At 66.8% G+C, this 22005-nt stretch carries 18 protein-coding genes; 7 read left to right on the top strand and 11 right to left on the bottom strand.

Annotation, left to right across the window (positions count from 1 at the left end):
• Positions 1–86 precede the first annotated feature (86 nt).
• Both trxC and KGR00_RS09355 read left to right on the top strand, forming a co-directional pair.
• Positions 87–521, top strand: coding sequence for a thioredoxin TrxC (gene trxC, locus KGR00_RS09360; RefSeq protein WP_224417022.1), 435 nt, complete (start codon positions 87–89; stop codon positions 519–521).
• A gap of 54 nt (positions 522–575) precedes the next feature.
• Positions 576–1115, top strand: coding sequence for an O-acetyl-ADP-ribose deacetylase (locus KGR00_RS09355; RefSeq protein ID WP_224417023.1), 540 nt, complete (start codon positions 576–578; stop codon positions 1113–1115).
• 152 nt (positions 1116–1267) lie between these two features.
• Here the strand turns inward: KGR00_RS09355 and KGR00_RS09350 are convergent, their stop codons facing one another.
• The gene (locus KGR00_RS09350) at positions 1268–1846 is read right to left on the bottom strand and encodes a Fe-Mn family superoxide dismutase (protein WP_224417024.1); all 579 of its coding nucleotides are present in this window, start codon (positions 1844–1846) and stop codon (positions 1268–1270) included.
• A gap of 194 nt (positions 1847–2040) precedes the next feature.
• Between KGR00_RS09350 and KGR00_RS09345 the strand changes: the two genes are divergently transcribed.
• From KGR00_RS09345 to KGR00_RS09335, 3 genes are all read left to right on the top strand, one after another.
• Complete coding sequence (locus KGR00_RS09345; protein WP_224417025.1) at positions 2041–2874, top strand: hypothetical protein; 834 nt, start codon at positions 2041–2043, stop codon at positions 2872–2874.
• A gap of 151 nt (positions 2875–3025) precedes the next feature.
• Entirely contained in the window at positions 3026–4882 is a 1857-nt protein-coding gene (locus KGR00_RS09340; RefSeq protein ID WP_224417026.1) for an autotransporter assembly complex family protein, read from the top strand.
• Positions 4846–8907, top strand: a complete 4062-nt coding sequence (locus KGR00_RS09335; protein WP_224417027.1) for a translocation/assembly module TamB domain-containing protein — start codon at positions 4846–4848, stop codon at positions 8905–8907. The genes KGR00_RS09340 and KGR00_RS09335 overlap by 37 nt, the downstream gene beginning before the upstream one ends.
• Here the strand turns inward: KGR00_RS09335 and KGR00_RS09330 are convergent.
• Entirely contained in the window at positions 8876–9358 is a 483-nt protein-coding gene (locus KGR00_RS09330; RefSeq protein ID WP_224417028.1) for a YchJ family metal-binding protein, read from the bottom strand. The genes KGR00_RS09335 and KGR00_RS09330 overlap by 32 nt on opposite strands.
• A 14-nt stretch (positions 9359–9372) precedes the next feature.
• Between KGR00_RS09330 and msrA the strand changes: the two genes are divergently transcribed.
• Positions 9373–10008 (top strand): peptide-methionine (S)-S-oxide reductase MsrA, encoded by a 636-nt coding sequence (gene msrA / locus KGR00_RS09325; protein WP_224417029.1) that lies wholly within the window; start codon positions 9373–9375, stop codon positions 10006–10008.
• 33 nt (positions 10009–10041) lie between these two features.
• On the opposite strand, the gene KGR00_RS09320 is transcribed toward msrA, so the two are convergent.
• From KGR00_RS09320 to can, 9 genes are all read right to left on the bottom strand, one after another.
• A complete protein-coding gene (locus tag KGR00_RS09320) occupies positions 10042–11067 on the bottom strand; it encodes a hydrolase (RefSeq protein WP_224417030.1) in 1026 nt (341 codons plus the stop codon).
• 66 nt (positions 11068–11133) lie between these two features.
• Positions 11134–12453, bottom strand: coding sequence for a Xaa-Pro dipeptidase (pepQ, locus tag KGR00_RS09315; RefSeq protein WP_224417031.1), 1320 nt, complete (start codon positions 12451–12453; stop codon positions 11134–11136).
• Positions 12443–13360 (bottom strand): LysR family transcriptional regulator, encoded by a 918-nt coding sequence (locus KGR00_RS09310; protein WP_129140326.1) that lies wholly within the window; start codon positions 13358–13360, stop codon positions 12443–12445. Before KGR00_RS09310 ends, pepQ begins: the two co-directional genes overlap by 11 nt.
• A gap of 144 nt (positions 13361–13504) precedes the next feature.
• Positions 13505–14560 carry an oligopeptide/dipeptide ABC transporter ATP-binding protein gene (locus KGR00_RS09305; RefSeq protein WP_224417032.1) on the bottom strand — a complete coding sequence of 352 codons (1056 nt, stop codon included), beginning with the start codon at positions 14558–14560 and terminating at the stop codon, positions 13505–13507.
• Positions 14557–15591: an ABC transporter ATP-binding protein gene (locus KGR00_RS09300; RefSeq protein WP_129140325.1), complete on the bottom strand. Its 1035-nt coding sequence runs from the start codon at positions 15589–15591 to the stop codon at positions 14557–14559. Before KGR00_RS09300 ends, KGR00_RS09305 begins: the two co-directional genes overlap by 4 nt.
• 4 nt (positions 15592–15595) lie before the next feature.
• Positions 15596–16543, bottom strand: a complete 948-nt coding sequence (locus KGR00_RS09295; RefSeq protein WP_129140324.1) for an ABC transporter permease — start codon at positions 16541–16543, stop codon at positions 15596–15598.
• Positions 16540–17586, bottom strand: coding sequence for an ABC transporter permease (locus KGR00_RS09290; protein WP_129140323.1), 1047 nt, complete (start codon positions 17584–17586; stop codon positions 16540–16542). The genes KGR00_RS09295 and KGR00_RS09290 overlap by 4 nt, the downstream gene beginning before the upstream one ends.
• A 132-nt stretch (positions 17587–17718) precedes the next feature.
• A complete protein-coding gene (locus KGR00_RS09285) occupies positions 17719–19308 on the bottom strand; it encodes an ABC transporter substrate-binding protein (protein ID WP_224417033.1) in 1590 nt (529 codons plus the stop codon).
• Between the two features lie 228 nt (positions 19309–19536).
• Entirely contained in the window at positions 19537–20193 is a 657-nt protein-coding gene (gene can / locus KGR00_RS09280; protein ID WP_129140321.1) for a carbonate dehydratase, read from the bottom strand.
• Between the two features lie 140 nt (positions 20194–20333).
• Here can and gorA point away from each other — a divergent pair, with 140 nt between their 5' ends.
• Positions 20334–21695: a glutathione-disulfide reductase gene (gene gorA, locus KGR00_RS09275; RefSeq protein WP_129140320.1), complete on the top strand. Its 1362-nt coding sequence runs from the start codon at positions 20334–20336 to the stop codon at positions 21693–21695.
• Positions 21696–22005 lie beyond the last annotated feature (310 nt).

The following is a 22005-nucleotide window of genomic DNA, read 5'->3' as shown; positions in this document are numbered from 1 at the left end:
CGGCGTTCGATGCCCTGGTGCCGCTTGATTGCCGCCGGGGCAGCCACCATATTCAGGGGCGATACGCGTTCGTTCCGGAGGCCGAGATGGCTGATTCCCTGAAGCTGGCCTGCCCGCACTGTCTGGCCATGAACCGTGTGCTCGCCGAACGGCTCGGGCACGCGCCGCGTTGCGGCAAGTGCCGGAACGCCCTGTTCACCGGGGCGCCGCTGGACCTGACCGCCGACAACTTCGAGGCGCTGGTGATGCGCAGCGAGCTGCCGGTGGTGGTGGATTTCTGGGCCAGTTGGTGCGGGCCCTGCAAGATGATGGCGCCGGTCTTCTCGCGCATCGCCGGCGAGCTCGAGCCGCGCCTGCGCTTCGCCAAGCTCGACACCGAGGCGCAGACGGCGCTGGCCGGACGCTTCGGCATCCGCAGCATTCCCACCTTGATCGTCTTCCGTGAGGGGCGCGAGATCGCCCGCCGGTCCGGTGCCATGCAGGGGCCGCAGCTCAAGCAGTGGCTCGAGAGCCTGGTCTGAGCCTCACTGCTACGCTCAGGAACGAATCCAGTGTCAGGCAACAGTGGAGGCAATATGGACAAGGCGTGGTTCGACCGTCGGGTCAGCGTGATCACCGGCGACATCACCCGGCTGGAGGTGGATGCCATCGTCAACGCCGCCAACCATTCGCTGATGGGCGGCGGCGGTGTGGACGGTGCCATTCATCGCGCCGCCGGCCCCGAACTCAAGCAGGCCTGCCAGCGTCTGCGCGAGACTGACTGGCCCGACGGCCTGCCGGACGGCGAGGTTGCGTTGACGGACGGCTTCAAGCTGCCGGCACGCTACGTGATTCACACCGTCGGCCCGGTCTACGCCAAGACCAAGGACAAGTCGCACCTGCTCGCCAACTGTTATCGCAACGCCCTGGCGCTGGCCGACGCGCACGACTGCCGCAGCATCGCCTTTCCGGCGATCTCCACCGGTGTCTACGGCTACCCGTTCGACGCGGCCGCCCGGGTGGTGCTCGATGCGCTGGGTGAGGCATTGCCGCGCCACTCGCTGGACGTGACGCTATGCTTCTTCAGTGACCAGGATTCGCGAGCCTTCGAGGCGGTCGTGGCAGAGGCGCTCTAGGTGTTTCTTCCCGGTGAAGACGACCGAAATACCAACCTGGTACCAGTCTTTCAGGCCCGGTCCAGCCACGGGGCACCCGGTCATGCAAAAGCGCCTCGCGGATCGCGAGGCGCTTCTCGTTTCGGTGACGCTCGGGCTGGGCCCGAAAGCGATCAGCCGAAGTTCTGGGCGACGAAGTCCCAGTTGATGACGTTCCACACCGCGTCCAGGTACTTGGGACGGGCGTTGCGGTAGTCGATGTAGTAGGCATGCTCCCAGACATCGATGGTCAGCAACGGGGTCTGGCCATGGGCGATCGGGGTGTCGGCATCGTCGGTGTTGATGATGTCGACGCCACCGTCGGCGGTCTTGATCAGCCAGGTCCAGCCGGCGCCGAAGTTGCCGGCCGCCGTGGTGTTGAACGTCTCCTTGAAGGCGTCGAAGGAGCCGAACTTGGCGTTGATCGCCTCGGCCAGGGCGCCGCTCGGCTCGCCGCCGCCGTTGGGCGACAGGCAGTGCCAGTAGAAGGTGTGGTTCCAGACTTGGGCGGCCTGGTTGAACAGCCCCCCGGACGCGGACTGGATGATCTCCTCGAGAGACTTGTTCGCGTCGTCGGTGCCCTGGGTCAGGTCGTTGAGCTTGGTGACGTAGGCCTGATGATGCTTGCCGTAATGATACTCGAGCGTTTCCGCAGAGATGTGCGGTTCCAGCGCGTTTTTCTCATAGGGCAGGGCGGGAAGTTCAAATGCCAAGGTTATCTCCTTTTATTAATCGCCGTGGAATACAGAACCTGATAAAAAACCTTACAATACCAAGCATCTGCGTTAGTGGCGTCGCGGTATGTTAGCAGTCTGGGGTATGCTCGCCAATTCCGTTAGCATCGCCGGGAATCGATCGATGCCGGGCTCGCCACGCACTTGCGACCACATGCCGACGAGGAGACCCCATGGCGGATCGTGATCACGAACCACGCCTGAACCCCATCGTACCGGGGCCGGAGGACGAATTGACGCGACATCACCGTGCGGGGGCGGCCAGCCGCGGGGGGCGGACCGGGCCACTCTGGCTGGTCTGCCTGCTGTTGCTCGCCGGTTTGTGCGTGCTGTCCGGCTGGTACTGGGTCGATCGTCAGTCGTGGCACGAGACGCAGCGCGAGCTGGCGGGTCAGATCTCCAACATGCACGCCCGGCTCGACGGGCTCGACGACGGCCGGGACGTTTCCGCCTCCACCTTCGAGGAGCGCATCGGTCAGCTGAGCGATGAACAACAAGCGCTCGATCACAGAATCAGTGAACTTGCGGGCAGCGTCGAGAGTCTAGATCAGCAAGCGGCGGACAGTTCGGCGCTCGCCGCTCTCGAGCAGCGGCTCGACGCTGCCCGCCAGCAACGCGACAGTCTCACCGCCACGCTGTCGGCCACCCAGCGCTCGATGAATGCCCTCGAGCAGAAGAGCGATGAAGGGCGTGAGGCGCTGGCGACCCGACTCGATACGCTGGAAGCCTCGCGGGACGAGCTGCGTGAGCGTATCGCGTCGTTCGAGGACGCCTCGCAGACGCTGACGACGCGGGTCGAGGCCATGGGCAAGACGCTCGATGACCTCGATTCGCGACTCGGCGATCTGGCCGGCCGGGTGGCGGCGCTGAGTGACGGTGCCGACTCGCGTCAGGCACAGTGGCAGACACTCGATTCGAGCGTCAGCGAACTGCGCGCGGCCATCACCGAATTGCGCCAGAATCAAGTGGCGATCAACGCCACGCTCGAGAGCCTCGGCAACCGCTGACGGCCTCGCCCGGGATAACGACACGCCAGCCACTCAAGGAATCGAGGAGCGCATGCCAGCATCGGTCACCCGCCACCGCCAGACGTCCGCGGGATGCGGTCATTTCGCGGCGCCGTCAGTCGCCGTGCGCCTCGGCCCGGGACGCTGAACGATGCGCCACCCCCGGTTCACGCCTGCGTGCCTTGCCGCCGGTTTGCTGTTCAGCGCCCCGGCCCTGGCGCTCGATGCCGATGTCACGGGTGTCTCCGGTCCGCCGGCGGACAACGTTCGCCACTATCTCGACGCCCTGACTGCCGCGGACTACGGGCGCCAGCGCCTGGTCGCCGAAATCGAGCAGCGCACACGCAAGGCACTCAAGGCCTACGGTTACTACAGCCCGACGGTGTCGGTGACACTGCGCGGCGGTGACGCCACGATCGACGGCGCCCGGGTCGCGGTCGACCCGGGACAACGGGTGATCATTCGCGAACTCGACATCGAGGTCACCGGCGAGGGCAGCGATGACAAGGCGTTCCGCCAGGCCCTGAAAGACCTGCCCCTGAAAGAGGGCGAGCCGCTCCTGCATGCCCCCTACGAGAACCTGCGCAACCGCTTGTCGACCCTGGCGCTCGAGCGTGGCTACTTCGACGCCGACTTCACCCGGCATCGCATCGAGGTGCGGCCCTGGGAGCAGAGCGCGCGCATCTACCTGACGATGGCCAGCGGTCCGCGTTACCGTTTCGGCGACATCCGCTTCGAGGGCAGCCAGATCGCGCTCGAGCGCCTGCGCAACATGTCGCCGTTCGCGGCGGGCGACCCCTACGCGGCGGGCAAGCTCGCCGAGTACAACCAGCGTCTCGGTCAGACCAACTGGTTTCGCAGTATCGGGGTGCGACCGCGGATCGAACGGCCGGCGCCGGTGGCCCAGGCCCAGCGCAACTGGTGGGAGGCCACGGTGCGCGAGTCCGCGTCCGGCACGCCGGCGGACGACGCCGACGTGCTCCTGCAGCCCGGCGCCGTGACGGCGGCCCGCGACCTGGCTACGCCGGGCCCGCCACGGGTGCCGGTCCACATCAGCCTGATCCCCGCCGACCGCCATCAGTTCGAGGTCGGCGTGGGCTATGCCACCGATGTCGGGCCGCGGCTGCAGTTTTCCTGGAAGCAGCCCTGGCTCAACGACGACGGCGACAGCCTCGATCATTCCTTGTATCTCTCGGGCCCCGAGCAGACCTTCAGCGGCACCTACACCCTGCCGCTCGAGAATCCGCTCAAGGACAGCTACGAGCTGCAGTACGGCCTGAAGAATCTCGACAACGAGGATACCCAGAGTCTCGAGGCCTCGGTGGAAATCGCCCGGCTCTGGACCTTCGACAACGGCTGGACGCAGCGGATCTTCGCGCGCTCGACCTACGAGGACTTCAAGCAGGCCGACGAGGACGAACGGGTCCTGCTCTACTATCCCGGGGTCACCTGGAGCCGGACGCGCACGCGCAACCCGCGCTTCCCCACCTGGGGGGACAGCCAGCGTCTGTCGCTGGCCGTGTCTGACACCGCCTGGGGGTCGGACGCCCGCTTCGTGCGCGGTACGCTGGATTCCCAGTGGATCCGCTCGCTGGGCAGCGACTGGCGTTTCATCGGTCGCACCAGCGTCGGCGCCATGAGCACCGGCGACTTCGACAAGATTCCGCCGTCGCTGCGCTTCTTCGCCGGGGGGGATCGCAGTGTGCGTGGCTACGGCTACGAGAGCCTGGCCCCGGAAAACGACGATGGCGAGCTGCTCGGCGGGCAACAGCTGCTGGTGGCCAGTCTCGAGGCGCAGCGCCGGCTGACCGGTGACTGGTGGGGCGCGGCCTTCGTCGATACCGGCAACGCCTTCAACGACTGGTGGCCGCAGGAACTGGCCACCGGGGCGGGGCTCGGGGTGCGCTGGGTCTCGCCGGTGGGGCCGATCCGGCTCGACATCGCTCATCCCTTCGACAACGAGGAGGACTCGTGGCGTCTGCACTTCGCCATAGGGCCCGAATTCTGATTCCGTCACTGCGTCTCCTGCTGTGGTTTCCCCTCTGGCTGATCGGCCTGGTGCTGCTGTTGCTGGGCCTGGCGCTGTCGCCCTGGGGGACGGCCTGGCTGGTCGGGCAGGGCGAACAGCGCGGCTGGCTGTCGGTCGACAGCGTCTCGGGGGCGCCGCTCGACGAGTTCACCGTGACCGGACTGGTCCTGACGGCGGGGTCGGCGCACGTGCGTATCGATCGCCTGCATCTGGCCTGGGCCGACGACTGCCTGTTCGACGGCAAGCTGTGCCTCGATGCCCTGCAGGTGGAAGGCGCCGACGTGCGTCTGGTGGCCGGCGACGGCGAGCCACCTCCCGAAAAGCCGGCATCCTCCGGCGGTCTGCCGCCGATCGTGGTGCCGTTTCCCATCGAGCTGCGCGGCGTGTCGTTGCGCGACGTCGACGTGCAGCTCGCCGACGGGACACGACTGAACTGGCAACGCTTTACCACCGGCGCGCGCCTGTCCGGCGGTGATCTGACGCTGCTGCCCACGCGGCTCGATGGCGCCCGCCTCGCGCTGCCCGGCAGTGCCGGGCAGACGCTCGCGCCATCGTCCGGGGCAGGTGACGTCGGGCTTTCGAGCGCGGCGATCGATGCCAGCGTGGCCCTGCACGAACCGGCTGCCGGGGCGGGCGTCGCCACCACCGAGGCCCCCGATGGGCCTGCCGCGAGCGAGCCGGGGGAAACGTCCAGCGAGCCTGCGCCGGGCCTGGAGCTACCCGATATCCGCTTGCCCCTGGCGGTGCATGTGCCCAGCCTGGTCATCGACGACTTTCGTCTCGACGGGCCCGACCCGCGTCGCATCGAGCGCCTGGCGCTGCGCCTCGATGGCGAAGGGCACGATGTGCGTCTGCACAGCCTGGCGGTGACCTCGCCCGAGGCCGATGCCCGCCTGGCGGCGCGGGTCACTCTGCAGGACGACTACCCGCTGAGCGCGCACCTGGAGGGTGTCGTGCATCGGGCCCCGCTTGCCGGGCAGCGAGTCACTCTCGACGTCTCCGGTTCGCTGGCGGACCTGGGCGTCGATCTGGCGGCCGAGGGGCCCGTCACGGCGCGTCTCGAGGCCACCGCCGACGTTCTCGCCGCGCGGATTCCCTTCGACGTCGCGCTGCAGTCGACGTCGCTCGTCTGGCCGTTGCCCGGCATGGCCGAACCGCCGCAGGTCGGCGAGAAGGACGCCGTGGATACCGCCCCGGCGTCGCCCCCCGACACCGCCGGCGAGCCCCGCTATCGGGTTCGGGACCTGCAGCTCAAGGCGCACGGCAATTTGCAAGACTACCGGGTGGCCTTGCAGGGGCAGGTCTCGGGGAGCGCGATTCCGCAGACGGTTCGGGTCGGTCTGACCGGCAACGGCGATCTCGAGCATTTCGTCTGGCAGCCGCTGTCGCTGGCCTCGGCCGACGGGGCGCTGATCAGCCACGGCGAGGCCCGCTGGTCGCCGTCGCTGGATGTCACGGCCAGCGTGAACCTTCAGCGCTTCTCGCTGGATGCCGTCACCCAGGCGGTCAGCGGGACGCTGGATGGCGATGTCCGGGCCCATTTCGCCATGCGCGACGCGGGCTGGCAGTTGGATGTCCCGCAATTGACCATCGACGGGACGTTGCAGGATCGCGCCTTGTCGCTCGAGGCCAAGCTGAACGGCGGCAGCGACATGCACTGGCAGATCGACACCCTGGATCTGCGCCAGGGGCGCAACCGGCTGACCGCTCAGGGTCACATCGCCGACAGGCTCGACATGCAGGGCCGGCTCGATGCCCCGGCCCTGGATAGCCTGTTGCCGGCGCTCGGCGGCAGCGCGAAGGGCAACTTTTCACTGGCCGGAACGCTCGACGCCCCCCAGGTACGCGCCACCCTCGAGGGCCGCGATCTGCGTTATGCGGACCAGCGTGTCGCGCGAGTGTCGCTCGACGCCGATGTGCAGGGGATCGACGATCCGACGCTGGACGTGACGCTGGACGCGGCCGACCTCGAGGCCACCGACCGCCGTCTGACGCGGGTCGCGCTGGATCTGGTCGGCAAGCTCTCCGATCACCGCCTGACACTGGATGTCGATGCCGCCGACGACACGCCACTGACGCGGGCCGCCCTGGCCGTCGAGGGCGGGCTCGATGCCGCACGCACGCGGTATCGCGGCCGCTTGACCGGGCTGTCGCTCGACAGCGACCGGGGCGACCTGCGTCTCGGGGATCCCACGGCCTTTGCCATCGATCTAACGGCGAGCCGCTTCACCCTTCAGCCGTTCTGCCTGAGCCGCCGTCAGGGCGGGCGACTCTGCGCCACCCGTCAACTGGCGGCGTCCGCCGAGCAGGGCCAGGCCGCCCTGTCCCTCGAGGCGCTGCCGCTGGATCTGGTCGATCCGCTGTTGCCCGAGGGCTGGCGTGCCGAGGGACAGGCCGGCGGCACCGTGAACCTCGACTGGTCGGCGGGCGGGCAACGCTGGCGGGCTCGGGGCGACCTCGACGGCCGTCTGGGCCTGCAGGGCCAGGATGCCTATGGCAAGCCCTGGTCGCTGCCCGAGACCCGGCTCGGACTGAGCCTCGACGCCTCGCCGGCGGCAGCCGACGTCAAGGCCAGTGTCTCGCTGGCCGACGCCGGCGACGTGACCCTGAACGCCCGCGTCGTCGAGCCCACGGGGGAGGCCGGGCTCGAAGGTCGCCTGCGCCTCGAGGCCCTGCGCCTCGCCCCCTATCGGTCGTTGGCAACCGGCCTGCAGAGTCTCGAGGGGACGCTCGACGGCGATCTGACCCTGGCCGGGGCACTGACCAACCCCGAGCTGAATGGCAGGCTGGTGCTCGATGGGCTGAAAGCCAGTGGCCGTGACCTGCCGCTGAGCGTCGCCGATGGCCGGGTCGCGATGGCGCTGTCCGGCCACCGGGCCGACCTGGACGGCTACGTGGCCGGCGAGGAAGGGCGCCTGCTGCTATCCGGTCAGGCGCGCTGGGACGAGCTTCCGCAATGGCAGGCCGATATCTCGCTCGACGCCACCCAGGATCCATTGCTGGTGGCGATGCCGGAATTCGGCCGACTGCACGTCGCACCGGATCTCGCCATCCAGGCGACGCCGCAGCGGCTGCAGGTACGCGGCGATGTCGATGTGCCCTGGGCACGGCTCGAGGTCGGCCAGATCCCGCCGTCGGCGGTCTCGCCGAGCAGCGACGAAGTGATCATCACCCGCGAGGATCAGGCCGACGCCGACCGCAAGGCGCGCCAGGCGGCCGAACAGGCCTCGCAGGGGGCGGACGAGGCCACCGCCCAGACGCTCTCCGAGGCGGGCATGCAGCTCGACGTACAGATCGACCTGCATATCGGCCCCGATGTGCAGCTCGAGGCCTACGGCCTGCAGGCCGCGTTGCAGGGCAGCCTGCAGGTGCGCCAGGGCAATGGTCCGGTTCAGCTGTTCGGGGACGTCAATCTGGTCGGGGGGCGCTACGAGGCCTTCGGTCAGGATCTGCTGATCCGCCAGGGGCAGGTGCTGTTCAGCGGCCCGGCTTCCCAGCCGCGGCTGCAGTTCGAGGCGATCCGCAATCCGGATGCCACCGAGGACGACGTGATCGCCGGCCTGCGGGTCACCGGGCCGGCCTCCCAGCCCCGGCTCGAGGTGTTCTCCGAGCCGGCGATGGCCGAGAGTCGCGCGCTGTCCTACCTGCTGCGCGGGCGGGCGCCCGACGACACCGGTTCCGACGGGGCCATGACCTCGGCATTGATCGGCCTGTCACTGTCACGCACCGGCGGGGCAATCGGCCAGCTCGGACAGGCCTTCGGTGTCCAGGATCTGAGCCTCGACACCGCGGGCAGTGGCGAGGACAGCCAGGTGGTGGTCAGCGGCCAGCTGTTCGATGACCTGCAGGTCAGCTACGGCGTGGGCATCTTTTCGCCGATCGCCGAACTGACGCTGCGTTACAAGCTGATGCAGAATCTGTATGTCGAGGCCGTGACCGGGGCCGCCCAGGCCGTCGACCTCATCTACAGTTTCAGTCTCGGGCGCAGCAGCGCTTCGCCTTGAGCCCGCTGGCACAGGGGCAGGGGGCATTGCGCCCCACGTCGAGGCGGCGCCAGTCGGCATCGCCATCGACGTAGCGCCAGTGATCGGCCTGGCTGTCGAAGCGAAACCGGCTGCTTTCCGTGAGCACGAAGAAGCCGCCGGACTCGCGACCGACCGCCGTGAAGCGAACGCATCCCGTGCCGTCGCCGGCGTCCTCGCTGTCGATGACCGTCAGCCGGCACCAGCGCGGGCCGGAGGCTTCCAGGTCGGCCATTGGCGGCCGTGTCGCCGGGTCCCAACTGGCCTGCAGGAAGTCCGTGTCCTGGATGACGAAGGCCGAGTAACGGGCCCGCATCAGGGCCTCGGGCGTGTGCGCCCGGCGAAGATCCTGCAGGACCGGCGCGCAGCAGCCGGCGAACGTTCGCTGGCTGCCGCAGGGACAGGCGGCAGACAATTCGATAGTCGACTTCAAGAGAGAGACACCCCATGTGGATCAGAGACAAACAGCGCATGCCCACGCCCGAGCAGGCCCTGCCGGGGCGCGATGAGCCAATGTCGATCAGCGGCATTCACGCCGTCAACCGCCGCTCGATGCTACCGCCGTTCCCGGCGGGTCACGAGGAGATCGTACTCGGGCTGGGCTGTTTCTGGGGCGCGGAACAGTTGTTCTGGGAGCTCCCGGGCGTCTACGTCACGGCGGTGGGCTATGCCGGTGGTTATACCCCCAATCCCACCTACGAGGAGACCTGCACCGGCCTCACCGGACACGCCGAGGTGGTGCGCGTGGTGTTCGATCCCGCCGAGATCGGCTTGCCGGAGCTGCTGCAGGTGTTCTGGGAAGCCCACGATCCGACACAGGGGATGCGCCAGGGCAACGATATCGGCAGCCAGTATCGCTCCGCCATTTATACCGTTACCTCCGAACAGCAAAAAAAAGCCGAACAGAGCCGAATTTGCTATCAGCAGGCATTGGAAACGGCACACATGGGGGCGGTGACCACGGAAATCGCGCCGCTCGAGACCTTCTATTACGCCGAGGAATATCATCAGCAGTATCTGGCCAAGAACCCGGGCGGCTACTGCGGCCTCAAGGGCACGGGGGTCAGTTGCCCGATCGGCTGAGACGCGGAAGGTGTCGATCGCCCGGCAGGGCGGTCAGTCGCCTTGCGCCGTGGCACTCAGGGGGCGTGTGACGGTCATCCAGTCGCCGAGCTGACGCGCCACACGCCTGGCCAGCCAGGAGCCGAGGCGCCCGTGTCGTGACTCGACGAACCCCACGTGCCCACCGCGTGGGGCAATCTCGAGGCGGACCGCGTCACCGGGGGCAGGGAGGCGTTCGAACAGTTCCGCCGGCATGAAAGGGTCGTCGGCGGCGTGCAGGACCAGCATCGGCAACTCGATGTCGCGAAGCAACCGGCCCGCCGAGGCGCGCCGGTAATAGTCGCTGGCCGAGCTGAAACCATGCAGCGGGGCGGTCACCGCGTTGTCGTAGGCCCAGAAGGTATCCAGTTGTGCCAACTGGTGGGCCGACAGGTCGATCGGCAGGGAGCGGTGGCTTTCCAGCTTGTCGGCGATCTTGCGTTTCAGCGACTTCAGCAGATGACGCTGGTAGACCCTGGCGAAACCCCGGTTGAGCGCATCGGCGCTGGCCGCCAGATCGAGCGGGGCGCCGATGGCGATGGCCCCGGCCAGGTCGAGGCCGTCGCCGCCCTGTTCGGCCACCAGCTTGACCAGCATGTTGCCGCCCAGCGATACGCCGGCAGCGACCTTCAAAGCCCGCGGATAGCGTCTTGCCAACTGGCCGATCAGCCAGTAGGCGTCGGCCGTGTCACCGCTGTGATAGGCGCGTGCCAGGCGATTGGGCCCCTGACCGCAGCCCCGGAAGTGCATCAGCACGGCGCGCCAGCCGAGCCGACTGGCCGTGGCCAGCAGCTCGCGGGCATACGGCGAGTCGAACGATCCCTCGAGGCCGTGGAACAGCAGGAAGATCGGCGCCTCGTCCGACAACGGCGCCGGTCGGACCCAGGCCAGTTCGACGAAGTCCCCGTCCGGCAGATTGAGAATCTCGGTGTCGCGTTCCAGGGGGCGCAGGGCCCGCATGAGTGGCAGCAGGGTCTGGACGTGGCGATTGCCCAGCCCCGGTGCGGCCACGAAATCGGCGGGAACGATGGTGCGTGACATGACGGCCTCGGTCTCGGTTCTCTTCCAGCATATCCCGCAGCCGCCATCTGGCAAGCGCGACGTCGGTCAGCGTGGCGACGCCATGCCCCGGGTCAAGTTGTCGGCACCCTGAGCGGTGACGACCACGTTGTCCTCGATGCGGATACCGCCGTGCGGCGCCAGGCGTTCGACGACCGGCCAGTCGATGTCCCGGCCGGCTGGCGTCTCGCGAAGCGGATCGAGCAGCAGGGGGATGACGTAGAGTCCCGGCTCGATGGTCACCACCATCCCGGCGTCGAGGCGACGGGTCAGGCGCAGCGCCGGATCGTCGGCCGGCGGGGGCAACGGCCGCCCCCGATCGTCCTGCCGCCCGGCCACGTCGTGCACCTGCAATCCCAGCAGATGGCCGAGCCCGTGCGGGCAGAAGGCCCGGGTGATGCCGCGCTCCACGGCCGAGGCGGGATCGCAGTGGATCACGCCCTGTGCCTGGAGCAGTTCGCCAAGCGCCTGGTGCATGCGCTCGTGCAGCGCGACGAAATCGACCCCGGCGGCGATATCGGCGATCAGCGACTGCTGGAAGCGCTCGACGCCCTCGATCAGCGCCGCGAAGCGGGCGTCGGCGTCGCGGCCGGCCCAGGTACGGGTGATGTCCGCGCAGTAGCCGGCCACGCGGCGCCCGGCGTCGACCAGCAGGCTGCGCCGGTGAACCGGTGCCTCGAGATCGTAGTGCTGGTAGTGCAGGACCCCGGCATGGCCGTTGAGGCCGACGATGTTCTGGTAGGGCACGTCCGATTCGCGCTGGCGGCTGGCCCCCAGGTAGGCGAGCTGGATATCGAGCTCGGCGGCGCCGGCCTCGAACGCCTCGCGCGCGGCGTGATGGCCGGCCAGCGCCAGGTGGTTGGCCTCGCGCAGCCGCTCGATCTCGTAGTCGCTCTTGCGCACGCGCAGCTCGTCGAGGGCCACGAGCAGGGCCGGCGGATTGAGCTCGCCGCCGATCGCCTGGGCCAGCGTCGGGTCGATCTCGCCGATCAGGGCGATGCGTCCGCCGCCGGGATGTGGCGGCGTGGCTTCGTCGGTGGCTTCGATCGTGAAGCGCCGTGCCCAGGCGGCATCGGGCAGGCGCGGCGTCAGGTGCCAGAAATCGGCGGGGGCGTGGAAGCGTAGCAGCGGCGTGCGGCCGGGACGGACCAGTAGCCAGCTGTGCTGGGTCCCGGGCAGGGGCACCCAGTGCAGGAAATGCGCGAAGGTCGCGAAGCTGGCCTGCTGGTCGTCGGCGAAATGGGTGTGGGGATGACCGCTGTAGAGCAGCACACCGTCGTAGCCGTGGGCTTCCAGCAGCGCGGCGTAGGCGGTCTCGAGGGCGTCGAGATGCGTGGCATGGGCGGCCTCGAGGGCGTCATGAGTCATCCTGTGTCTCCTGTAGCTGTCGCCAGAGGGCATCGAGGCCGGGGTGGCGGTTGTGTCGGCTGCGATAGAGCCGGATCTCCAGCGGGATGTCCCACTGATGGGCGCCGGCACGGACCAGTTCGCCGCTTTCCAGAGCGCGGCGGATGGTGCGCAGCGGCAGCCAGCCGAGGCCGTAACCCTGGCTCACCAGCTCCTTGATGTTGGCGGTCTGGACGTTCTCGTTGAGCGTGATCAGATGCGCCGGCTGCGACAGCCTCATCAGGTGCGCCTCGATCACGCTCTTGATCAGCCCCTGCGGGTGATAGGCGATGAAGGGCAGGGGGTGACGGCGGTGACCCGGCAGGCGAAAGCGCGGCTTGCCGGCGTCGTCGGGGGCGCTCACCGGGATCAGGGTGTCCTCGTCGACCAGGAGGTGGTCGTAACCGCTGGTGTCGAGCTCCAGGGCGACATGCTGACGCGGCCAGTAGCAGAAGGCGAGGTCGCACTCGTCGCGATCCAGGGCCTCGAAGTAGTCGGCGAGCAACCAGCTGGTGGCGCGCAGATAGGGCTCCACCTGGTGGGTAAGCTGGTGGCGGGCCAGCCAGTCGGGCAGCAGATAGGAAAGCACGCTCTGCGGCGCTGCCACCACGATCCGCCGGGCCTGATCGTTGTCGAGCTGTCGGATACGCTCACGGGTCAGACGCACGCGTTCGGTGATCTGTTCGCACAGGCGCAGGAATTCCTCGCCGGCCGGCGTCAGCGACAGCGGCAGGGTCTGACGATTGACGAGCGTGGTGCCCATCTCCTCCTCGAGGAGCTTGATACGGCGTGAAAAGGTCGGCTGTGTGACGTTCTGCGCTTCGGCGGCACGCGAGAAATGGCGTGTCCGCGCCAGCGTGATGAAGTCTTCCAGCCAGCGAATCTCCATCGGATACCTCGTTTGCGGCGACGCCTGACGAAAGACAAGAGTGGGCGTGTGTCGTGTTCACGGCGCTGGCGGACCCCGGAAACCATTCCGGGGCCGGCGGGACATTGTGACATGACACTGCGATCGGCCTATAGCGAGGATTGCCTAGATCCGCCCCTCCTCGACGGCATGGCAGGCAACCTGGGTGCCCTGGGCATCGATCAGTTGCGGGACTTCGCGTCGGCAGCGTTCGTTGGCGTGGGGACAGCGGCCGTGGAAGACGCAGCCCGATGGCAGGTTGACCGGCGTCGGTACTTCGCCGGACAGCCGGATGTAGTCGGGACGATCGTCCTCGAGGCGCGGAATCGCCGAGAGCAGGGCCTGGGTATAGGGGTGGCGGGGCGTCGCGAACAGCGCGCGGGTTTCGGCGACCTCGCAGACCCGACCCAGGTACATCACCACCACCCGGGTGCCGAAGTGTTCGACCACCGACAGATCGTGGGTGATGAACAGATAGGTGAGATGGTGGGTCTCCTGGGCGTCCATCAGCAGGTTGAGCACCTGCGCCTGGATCGACACGTCGAGTGCCGAGATCGGCTCGTCGGCGACGATGAACTCGGGATCGACGGCCAGGGCGCGGGCAATGGCGATGCGTTGGCGCTGCCCCCCGGAGAATTCGTGGCCGAAGCGCTTGCCCCATTCGGGATCGATACCCACCGAATCCATGACTTCAGCGACCTTGTCGCGAATCTGCGGCGCCTTCCAGTCTGGATGATGGAAGCGCAGCGGTTCCTCGAGGGTCTGCTGGATGGTCATGCGCGGATTCAGCGAGGCATACGGATTCTGGAAGATCATCTGCATGCGCCGCCGGTAGGGCAGCAACTGACGTGGCGAGAGGTTGTCGATGCGTTCGCCGTCGTAGCGGATCTCGCCGCCGGTGGGGTGCAGAAGCCCCATCACCATGCGTGCCACGGTCGACTTGCCGCAGCCGGACTCGCCCACCACGCACAGCGATTCGCCGCGTCTGACGTCGATGTCGACGCCGTTGATGGCGTGGACGAACTCCTGGCGGCGCACCAGCTTGCCACCCTTGAAGCGCAGTTGCTCGAGGAAGTCCCCGGACAGCGGGAAGTGTTTCTCGAGGTTACGGATCTCGACGAGTGTGTCGCCCGCCTGCGCCGTGGTGGCCGGCGACGCGTTCTGGGCCATCACCTGGGTCATGGGGCCTCCTGGAATTTGACGGGGTCGCCGGCGTTCGCGTCGCTGTCGACCAGGTCGCGGACCATGTGACAGGCGACATCGCAGTTGCCCGAGCGCACGAAGCCCGGAATCACTTCCCGGCAATCGCGACGCGGCGAGCCGTCGTCGTTGAACGCGAAGCTGCAGCGGGGGTGGAAGGCACAGCCCGGCGGAATCTTGGCCAGCGTGGGCATCGCCCCGGGGATCTGGTTGAGCCGACTGCCCGGCGTGGCCATCTGCGGCAGGGCGTTGATCAGCCCCTGGGTGTAGGGGTGCTGGGCATCGTTGATGATCTCGCGGGTCGGGCCCTGTTCGATCACCCGGCCGGCATACATCACCAGGGTGCGCTGGGTGACCTGGCTGACCACCCCCAGGTCGTGGGTGATCAGGATCAGCGCCACGTTGTGCTTTTCGCACAGTTCGAGCAGCAGCGACATGATCTCCGCCTGGATGGTCACGTCCAGCGCGGTGGTCGGCTCGTCGGCGACGATGATGTCCGGGTCGAGCAACAGCGCGATGGCGATGATGATGCGCTGACGCATGCCGCCGGAGAGTTCGTGCGGGTACTGGTCGAGGCGCTTCTCCGGCGAGGGGATGTGGACCTGGCGCAGCTTGTTGAGGGCGATCTCGCGGGCCGCCCGGGTGCGGATACGCCGGTGCGCCTTGAGACACTCGACCATCTGCTCGCCGATGGTGAGCACCGGATTGAGCGTCATCATCGGGTCCTGGAAGATCATCGAGATCTTGTTGCCGCGGATCTGCTGCAACTGGCGCGGCTTCATCCCGGTCAGTTCGCGATCGTCGAAGCGGATGCTGCCGCCGGCGATGTAGCCCGGCTTGGCGATCAGGTTGAGGATGGTGAAGGCGGCCACCGACTTGCCGGCGCCGGATTCGCCGACAATGCCCAGTCGCTCGCCGCGATCCAGGGTGAAACTGACGTCGCGCAGCGCCTTGACCTCGCCCTGACGCAGGGCGAAGCGCACGTCCAGATTGGAGACTTCGAGTAATGCCATGACGTCAGCCCTTGTAGAGTCGCGGATTCATCACGTCGCGCAGCCAGTCGCCGAGCAGGTTGATGACCAGCACCAGCACGACCAGCACGGCGCCGGGGATCAGGGTGATCCACCAGGAACCCGACTGCAGGTAGTCGAAGCCCGACTTGATCAGCGAGCCCAGCGACGGCTGGGTCTCGGGCATGCCCAGGCCGAGGAACGACAGCGCGGCCTCGGAGATGATGGCGTTGGCGATCTGCACGGTGGAGATCACGAAGATCGGCGACAGGGTGTTGGGCAGGATGTGACGGAACATGATCCGCTTGGCGCGAAAGCCCATCACCCGGGCGGCATCCACGTACTCCTTGCTGCGTTCGGCGAGCACCGAGGCGCGCACGGTGCGCGCGTACTGCGGCCATTCGGCGAGGCCGATGATCAGCACCAGGATGATCACCGCGTACTCGCTGTAGATGGCGCCGCCGAAGGTGGCCTTGATCACCGCACCGACGATGATCGCCACCATCAGCGTGGAGAACGACAGCTGGATGTCGGCCAGACGCATCAGGAAGGCATCCACGCGCCCGCCCAGGTAGCCGGCGAGCAGGCCGAAGGTGACGCCCAGCAGGGCCTGGAGGATCACCGCGCCGAAGCCGATGATCAGCGACACGCGGGCGCCATAGAGGATCGTCGACAGCAGGTCGCGGCCCTGGGCATCGGTGCCCAGCACGTACTGCGGGTCGCTGCCGTCGATCCAGAAGGGCGGCAGCTCGGAGCTGAGGATGTCGATCTGCGCCAGGTCGTAGGGGTTCATCGGTGACAGCCAGGGCGCCAGCACGGCGGCGGCGACCATGGCGACGAACACCAGCAGACAGACCTGGGCGATCCAGTCGCGCTTGAAGCTGTAGACCAGATAGGAATGGCGGAAGCGGGCCCAGCGCGAGGGGACCGAAGCAGCTTGGGTCGGGGTCGTCATGCGGGCTTACCTGTGAGCTTCACGGTGGGGTTGACCAGTCCGTAGATCAGGTCGACCAGCGTATTGGTGATCACGAAGATCAGGCCGACCACCATCAGGTAGGTGATGATCAGCGGGATGTCGGAGCGTTGGATGGCATCCAGGAACATCAGCCCCACGCCGGGCCACTGGAACACCGTCTCGGTGAGAATGGTGTAGGCGACCAGGGTGCCGATCTGTACCCCGCCGACGGTGATCACCGGCAGCATGGTGTTCTTCAGCGCATGCAGGAAGTAGATCCGCCGCATGCTGATGCCCTTGGCCTTGGCGAACTTGACGTACTCGGACTGCAGGACTTCCATCATTTCGGCGCGGATCAGGCGGATGAACAGCGGCAGCATGATCGAGGCCAGGGAGATCGCCGGCAGCACCAGGTAGGTGAGTCCCTCGAGCGAGGCGAAGTTGGTACTCCAGGTGCCGATGACATGGGTCACGTCACCGCGGCCGTAGGCCGGCATGCCGCCGTCGGTCGAAAGCAGGTCGTTGAGCCAGGCGCCCCAGCCGGTATCGGCGGGGAACAGCGAGACATGCACGCCGATGGCGAAGATCTGAATGAGCACGATGGCGGTGAGGAACACCGGGATCGAGATACCGACGATCGACACCCCCATGAACAGTCGGGAGAGCGGCGAACGGGGGCGGATGGCGCTGTACACGCCGATCGGCACCGACAGCAGGATGATCAGCACGGTGGTCGCGAAAACCAGCTCCAGGGTGGCGGGCAGGTGGCGCAATACCACGTCGGTGGTCGGCTCGTTGTAGAAATAAGAGTAGCCGAAGTCGAAGTGCAGGGCGTTCTTGGCGAAGCGCAGGTACTGGACCAGGAAGGGGTCGTTGAGACCCAGTTCCTCGCGCAACTCGGCGCGCTGGCTTTCGGGGACCGACTGACCGACCATCTGCTGGATGGGGTCGCCGAGGTTGTCCTGGATCGCGAAGCTGATCACGCTGATGACGAACATCACCAGGAAGGCGTGAAACAGGCGCTTGATCAGAAAGGCAATCATGGATTGCAGGTCCTGTCTGGAAACGAAAGACGCCGGCGACACCCCTTGCGAGGCATCGAAGCGCTTTCCTTGGCTTGAGGTCTCTGGCGTGATGCCGTTCGCCGGAAACACCGGCGAACGGCCGTGGCGGCGTCAGTCCTGCTCGACGACCACGTCTCCCAGGTAGGGGAAGTTCATGACGTTGAGCACCGGCTCGATCTGCACCTCGTTCTTCGCCGCCCAGGCAAGATCCTGCCAGTGCAGCGGAATGAAGGCCGCGTCGTCGTAGAGGCCCTTTTCCACCGCCTGCAGCATCTTCGCGCGCTTGTCCCGGTCGGTCTCCAGGTTGGCCTTGGCGACCAGCTCGTCGAGCTCGGGGTTGCAGTAGTTGCCGCTGTTGTACTGGCCGGCACCGGTGTCCGGGTCGGGGCATTCGGTCAGGTACTGGAAGAAGTTCGCCGAATCCTCGGTGTCCGCATGCCAGCCGATCATCATCACGTCGGCCGCACGGTCGTCGAATTCGCCCCAGTACTGGGCCTTGGGCAGCGTCTTGAGATCCACCGTGACGTTGATGCGCGCCAGCATGGCGGCCACCGCCTGGGCGATCTGGGCATCGTTCACGTAGCGGTTGTTGGGCGCCAGCATGGTGATGCTGAAGCCGTCGGCGTAGCCGGCCTCCTTCATCAGCTGCTTGGCTTTCTCGAGGTCGTAGCGCGGCTCGAGATCCGGGTCATGACCGGCGTAGCCCTTGGGCGAGAGCTGCGCGGCCGGTGTCGCGAAGCCCTTCATCAGGCGATCGGCGATGGCTTCCTGATTGATGGCGTAGTTGAACGCCTGGCGCACGCGGGCATCCTTGAAGGCCTCGACGCGCTTTTGGTTCATCTGCAGGGTGATGATGCGGGTGCCGGACATGGTCACCAGCTTGACGTTCTTGTCGGCCTTGACGCGTTGCAGATCATTGGGCGGGACCGGGGCGATGAAATCGACGTCGCCGGAGAGCAGTGCCGCCACGCGGGTGGCGTTCTCGCTGATCGGCGTCAGCACGATGTGATCGACGTTGCCCGGGGAATCCTTGTCCCAGTAGTTCTCGTTGCGTTCGAACTCGACCTTGACACCCTGCTGACGCTCGGTGACCCGGTACGGCCCGGTGCCGGAGATGTTGCGCGAGGCGAAGGAGTTGCCGTTCTTGACGATGGCGTCCTTGGGCTTGCCGTTGGCATCGGTACCGGAATAGAACTCGCTGTCCATCGGGAAGATGTAGGTGGCGAGGTTGAGCAGCAGCGGATAGGGCTTCTTGGTCTTGAACTCCACCGTGTGATCGTCGACGGCGGTGATGCTGGCGATCGGGTCGAAGATCGCCTTGAAGTCGGGGCTGCGCTTGAGACGCTCGACGGTCCAGACGACGTCCTTGGCGGCGAAGGGGTTGCCGCTGTGGAAGGTGACGCCTTCACGCAGATGCATACGCATGGTGGTGTCGTCGACCTGTTCCCAGTCCGTCGCCAGGCGCGGTTCGAAGGTCAGGTCCTGCGTCCAGCGTACCAGGGGGTCGAAGGCCAGGTGGGAAAGTTGCAGCATGCCCCCGGACAGCTGCTCGTGGATGTCCAGGGACACCGGATCGGCGTCATAGGCGACGCGCAGGATAACGTCTTTACCGTCACCGTTGACGTCCTGGGCGAGGGCCGCCATCGGCAGACAGAGTGAAGCGCCTACCAGAGAGGCCAGCAGCGTTTTCTTGAATGTCATGTCATAACCTGAAGGTTGATTGTTCGTTGTATGACCCTTGGGTCCCATGACCACCATAGTGAGCCCCCGACAGGCGGACAATCGAAAAACTGACTGGGGTCATGCGCCCGGCGTATCGGCCGGCTGGTGGGGCGGTGTCCGGCGAGCGTTCGGCAGGGCGGCGGGAAAACGTCGCAAAAGCGCGCGAACGGGCGTCATCGTCGTGGCGACAATGACGCCGAAGGGGGGTCAGTCGTCGCCGGGAATCGGCTCGACGCGGTCGACGCGATAGAGCTGCGAGACCTGTTCGAGACCCTCGACCGAGCAGTCGAGGTCGTTGACGCGACCGTCATTGAGCCCGTAGACCCAGCCGTGAACGGCCAGCGGCTGCTTGCGCAGCCAGGCGCGCTGGATGATCTTGGTCTGGCAGAGATTGGCGACCTGTGCCTTGACGTTGAGTTCGCACATGCGGTCGACCTGCTCCTCGAGCGGCAGCTGCTGCAGGTCCTGGCGATGGCGGCTGTACTGCTCGCGAATCGAGTGCAGCCAGTAGTCGACGATCCCGAACTCGCCGCCGGTGATCGCCGCCTTGACCCCGCCACACCCGTAGTGGCCGACGATCATGATGTGCTTGACCTTGAGCACGTCGACGGCGAACTGCACCACCGACAGGGCGTTCATGTCGCTGTGATTGAGGATGTTGCCGACGTTGCGGTGGACGAAGACCTCGCCGGGGGGCAGGTCGACGATCTGGTTGGCGGGCACGCGACTGTCGGAGCAGCCGATCCACAAATAGTCCGGATTCTGCTGTTGCGACAGGCGGGCGAAGAAATCCGGATCCTGCCGACGGACGCTCTCGGCCCAGTCACGGTTGCGTTCCAGCAGACGCTGCATTTCTTTTTTCATGGAAAAGGACTCCTTGTGGTCGGGCCGCGCGGCGGCTTGCATTCTTTATCAACGGTATAGAGAGGGTCAATGGCCCGGGCCTCCCGGGCGGGCGGCACGGCTGTTATCATCGCCGCCAACAGTAGACAGGAGAGAGCAACGTGGCTGAGTTCGATTACGATCTGTTCGTCATCGGCGCCGGCTCCGGTGGCGTGCGTGCGGCACGTACCGCGGCGGCGACCGGGGCTCGCGTCGCCATCGCCGAGGATCGCTACCTGGGTGGCACCTGCGTCAACGTCGGATGCGTGCCCAAGAAGCTGTATTCCTACGCGGCACATTTTCATGAAGCCTTCGAGGACAGTGCCGGATTCGGCTGGCAGCTTGCCGAGGCGCCGCGCTTCGACTGGGCGACGCTGCGTGACAACAAGATTGCCGAGATCAAGCGACTCAACGGCATCTACGGGCGCCTGCTCGACAATGCCGACGTGCGCCTGATCAACGGCCGGGCCCGGGTCGTCGACGCCCACACCGTCGAGGTCGACGGCGAATCGATCAGCGCCGAGAAGATCCTCGTCGCCGTGGGCGGCTGGCCCTGGGTGCCCGACTTTCCGGGTCGGGAGCACGTGCTCGACTCCAACCGCGTCTTCGATCTCGACGAATTCCCCAAGCGCTTCCTGGTGCTGGGCGGCGGCTACATCGCCGTCGAGTTCGCCAGCATCTTCAACGGCCTGGGCAGCGATGCCCATCTCGTCTACCGCGGCGAGCTGTTCCTGCGCGGCTTCGATCACGAGGTGCGCGAGTTCACCCGCGACGAGATGGCCAAGAAGGGCGTCAATCTGCATTTCGAGACCACCATCGAGGGCATCGAGAAGCGTGACGACGGCCTCGCGGTCACCCTGACCAATGGCGAGACGCTCGTCGTGGATACGGTCCTGGCCGCCACCGGGCGCCGGCCCAACCTCCGTGGCCTGGGGCTGGACCAGCTCGACATCGCGCTCAACCCCGACGGCACCATCAAGGTCAACGACCGCTACGAGACGTCGGTTCCCTCGATCCTGGCGCTCGGTGACGTGACCGGCGGCCCCGAACTGACCCCGGTGGCCCTGGCCGAGGCCATGCACATGGTCCAGCATCACTTCACCGCCAACCCGCCGGGGCCGCTGGACTATCGCAACATCGCCACCGCGGTGTTCTGTCACCCCAACATCGGTACCGTGGGGCTCTCCGAGGAGGCGGCGCGCGCCGAATACGAGGCCGTGAGCATCTATACCGCGGACTTCCGGCCCATGAAACATACCCTGTCGGGCAGCGACGAACGCTGTCTGATGAAGCTGGTGGTGGACGAGGCGAGCGATCGGGTGCTCGGCGCCCACATGGTTGGCGAGGAAGCCGGCGAGGTGATCCAGGGCATCGCCATCGCCGTGCGTGCCGGTCTGACCAAGAGCGACTTCGATGCCACCGTGGGCATCCACCCCACCGGGGCCGAGGAATTCGTCACCATGCGCACGCCGACGCGTCGCTGATACCCCGTCTCACGAGGCCGCCTTCGGGCGGCCTCATCGTTTCCGGGCGTGTCGCCCGCCTCCCCGCGGCATCCGCTCGTTCTCGCGGAATCTCCGCTTCTCGATCTCCGGCCTCGCCGTGACCGCCAGCCTTGCCTAGACTGATTGACGACCCGGGCCCGGAGCGCACCGGTCGGCGATCGGTATGGCCGTGTCACGGGCTCGACACAGGCGCCGTGCATAAAAGGGCGGTGAGCTTCTGCCAGTGTCATCGACGGTAGGCGTCTTGCGGCTTACATAACCCGCCTTTATGGACATTGCCTCCCGGCAT

It is taken from the genome of Modicisalibacter sp. MOD 31.J (assembly GCF_020147985.1).
Lineage (GTDB): Bacteria > Pseudomonadota > Gammaproteobacteria > Pseudomonadales > Halomonadaceae > Modicisalibacter > Modicisalibacter coralii.
The sequence above is the reverse complement of the archived record's forward strand: the minus strand, read 5'-3'. Positions and strand labels throughout refer to the sequence as shown.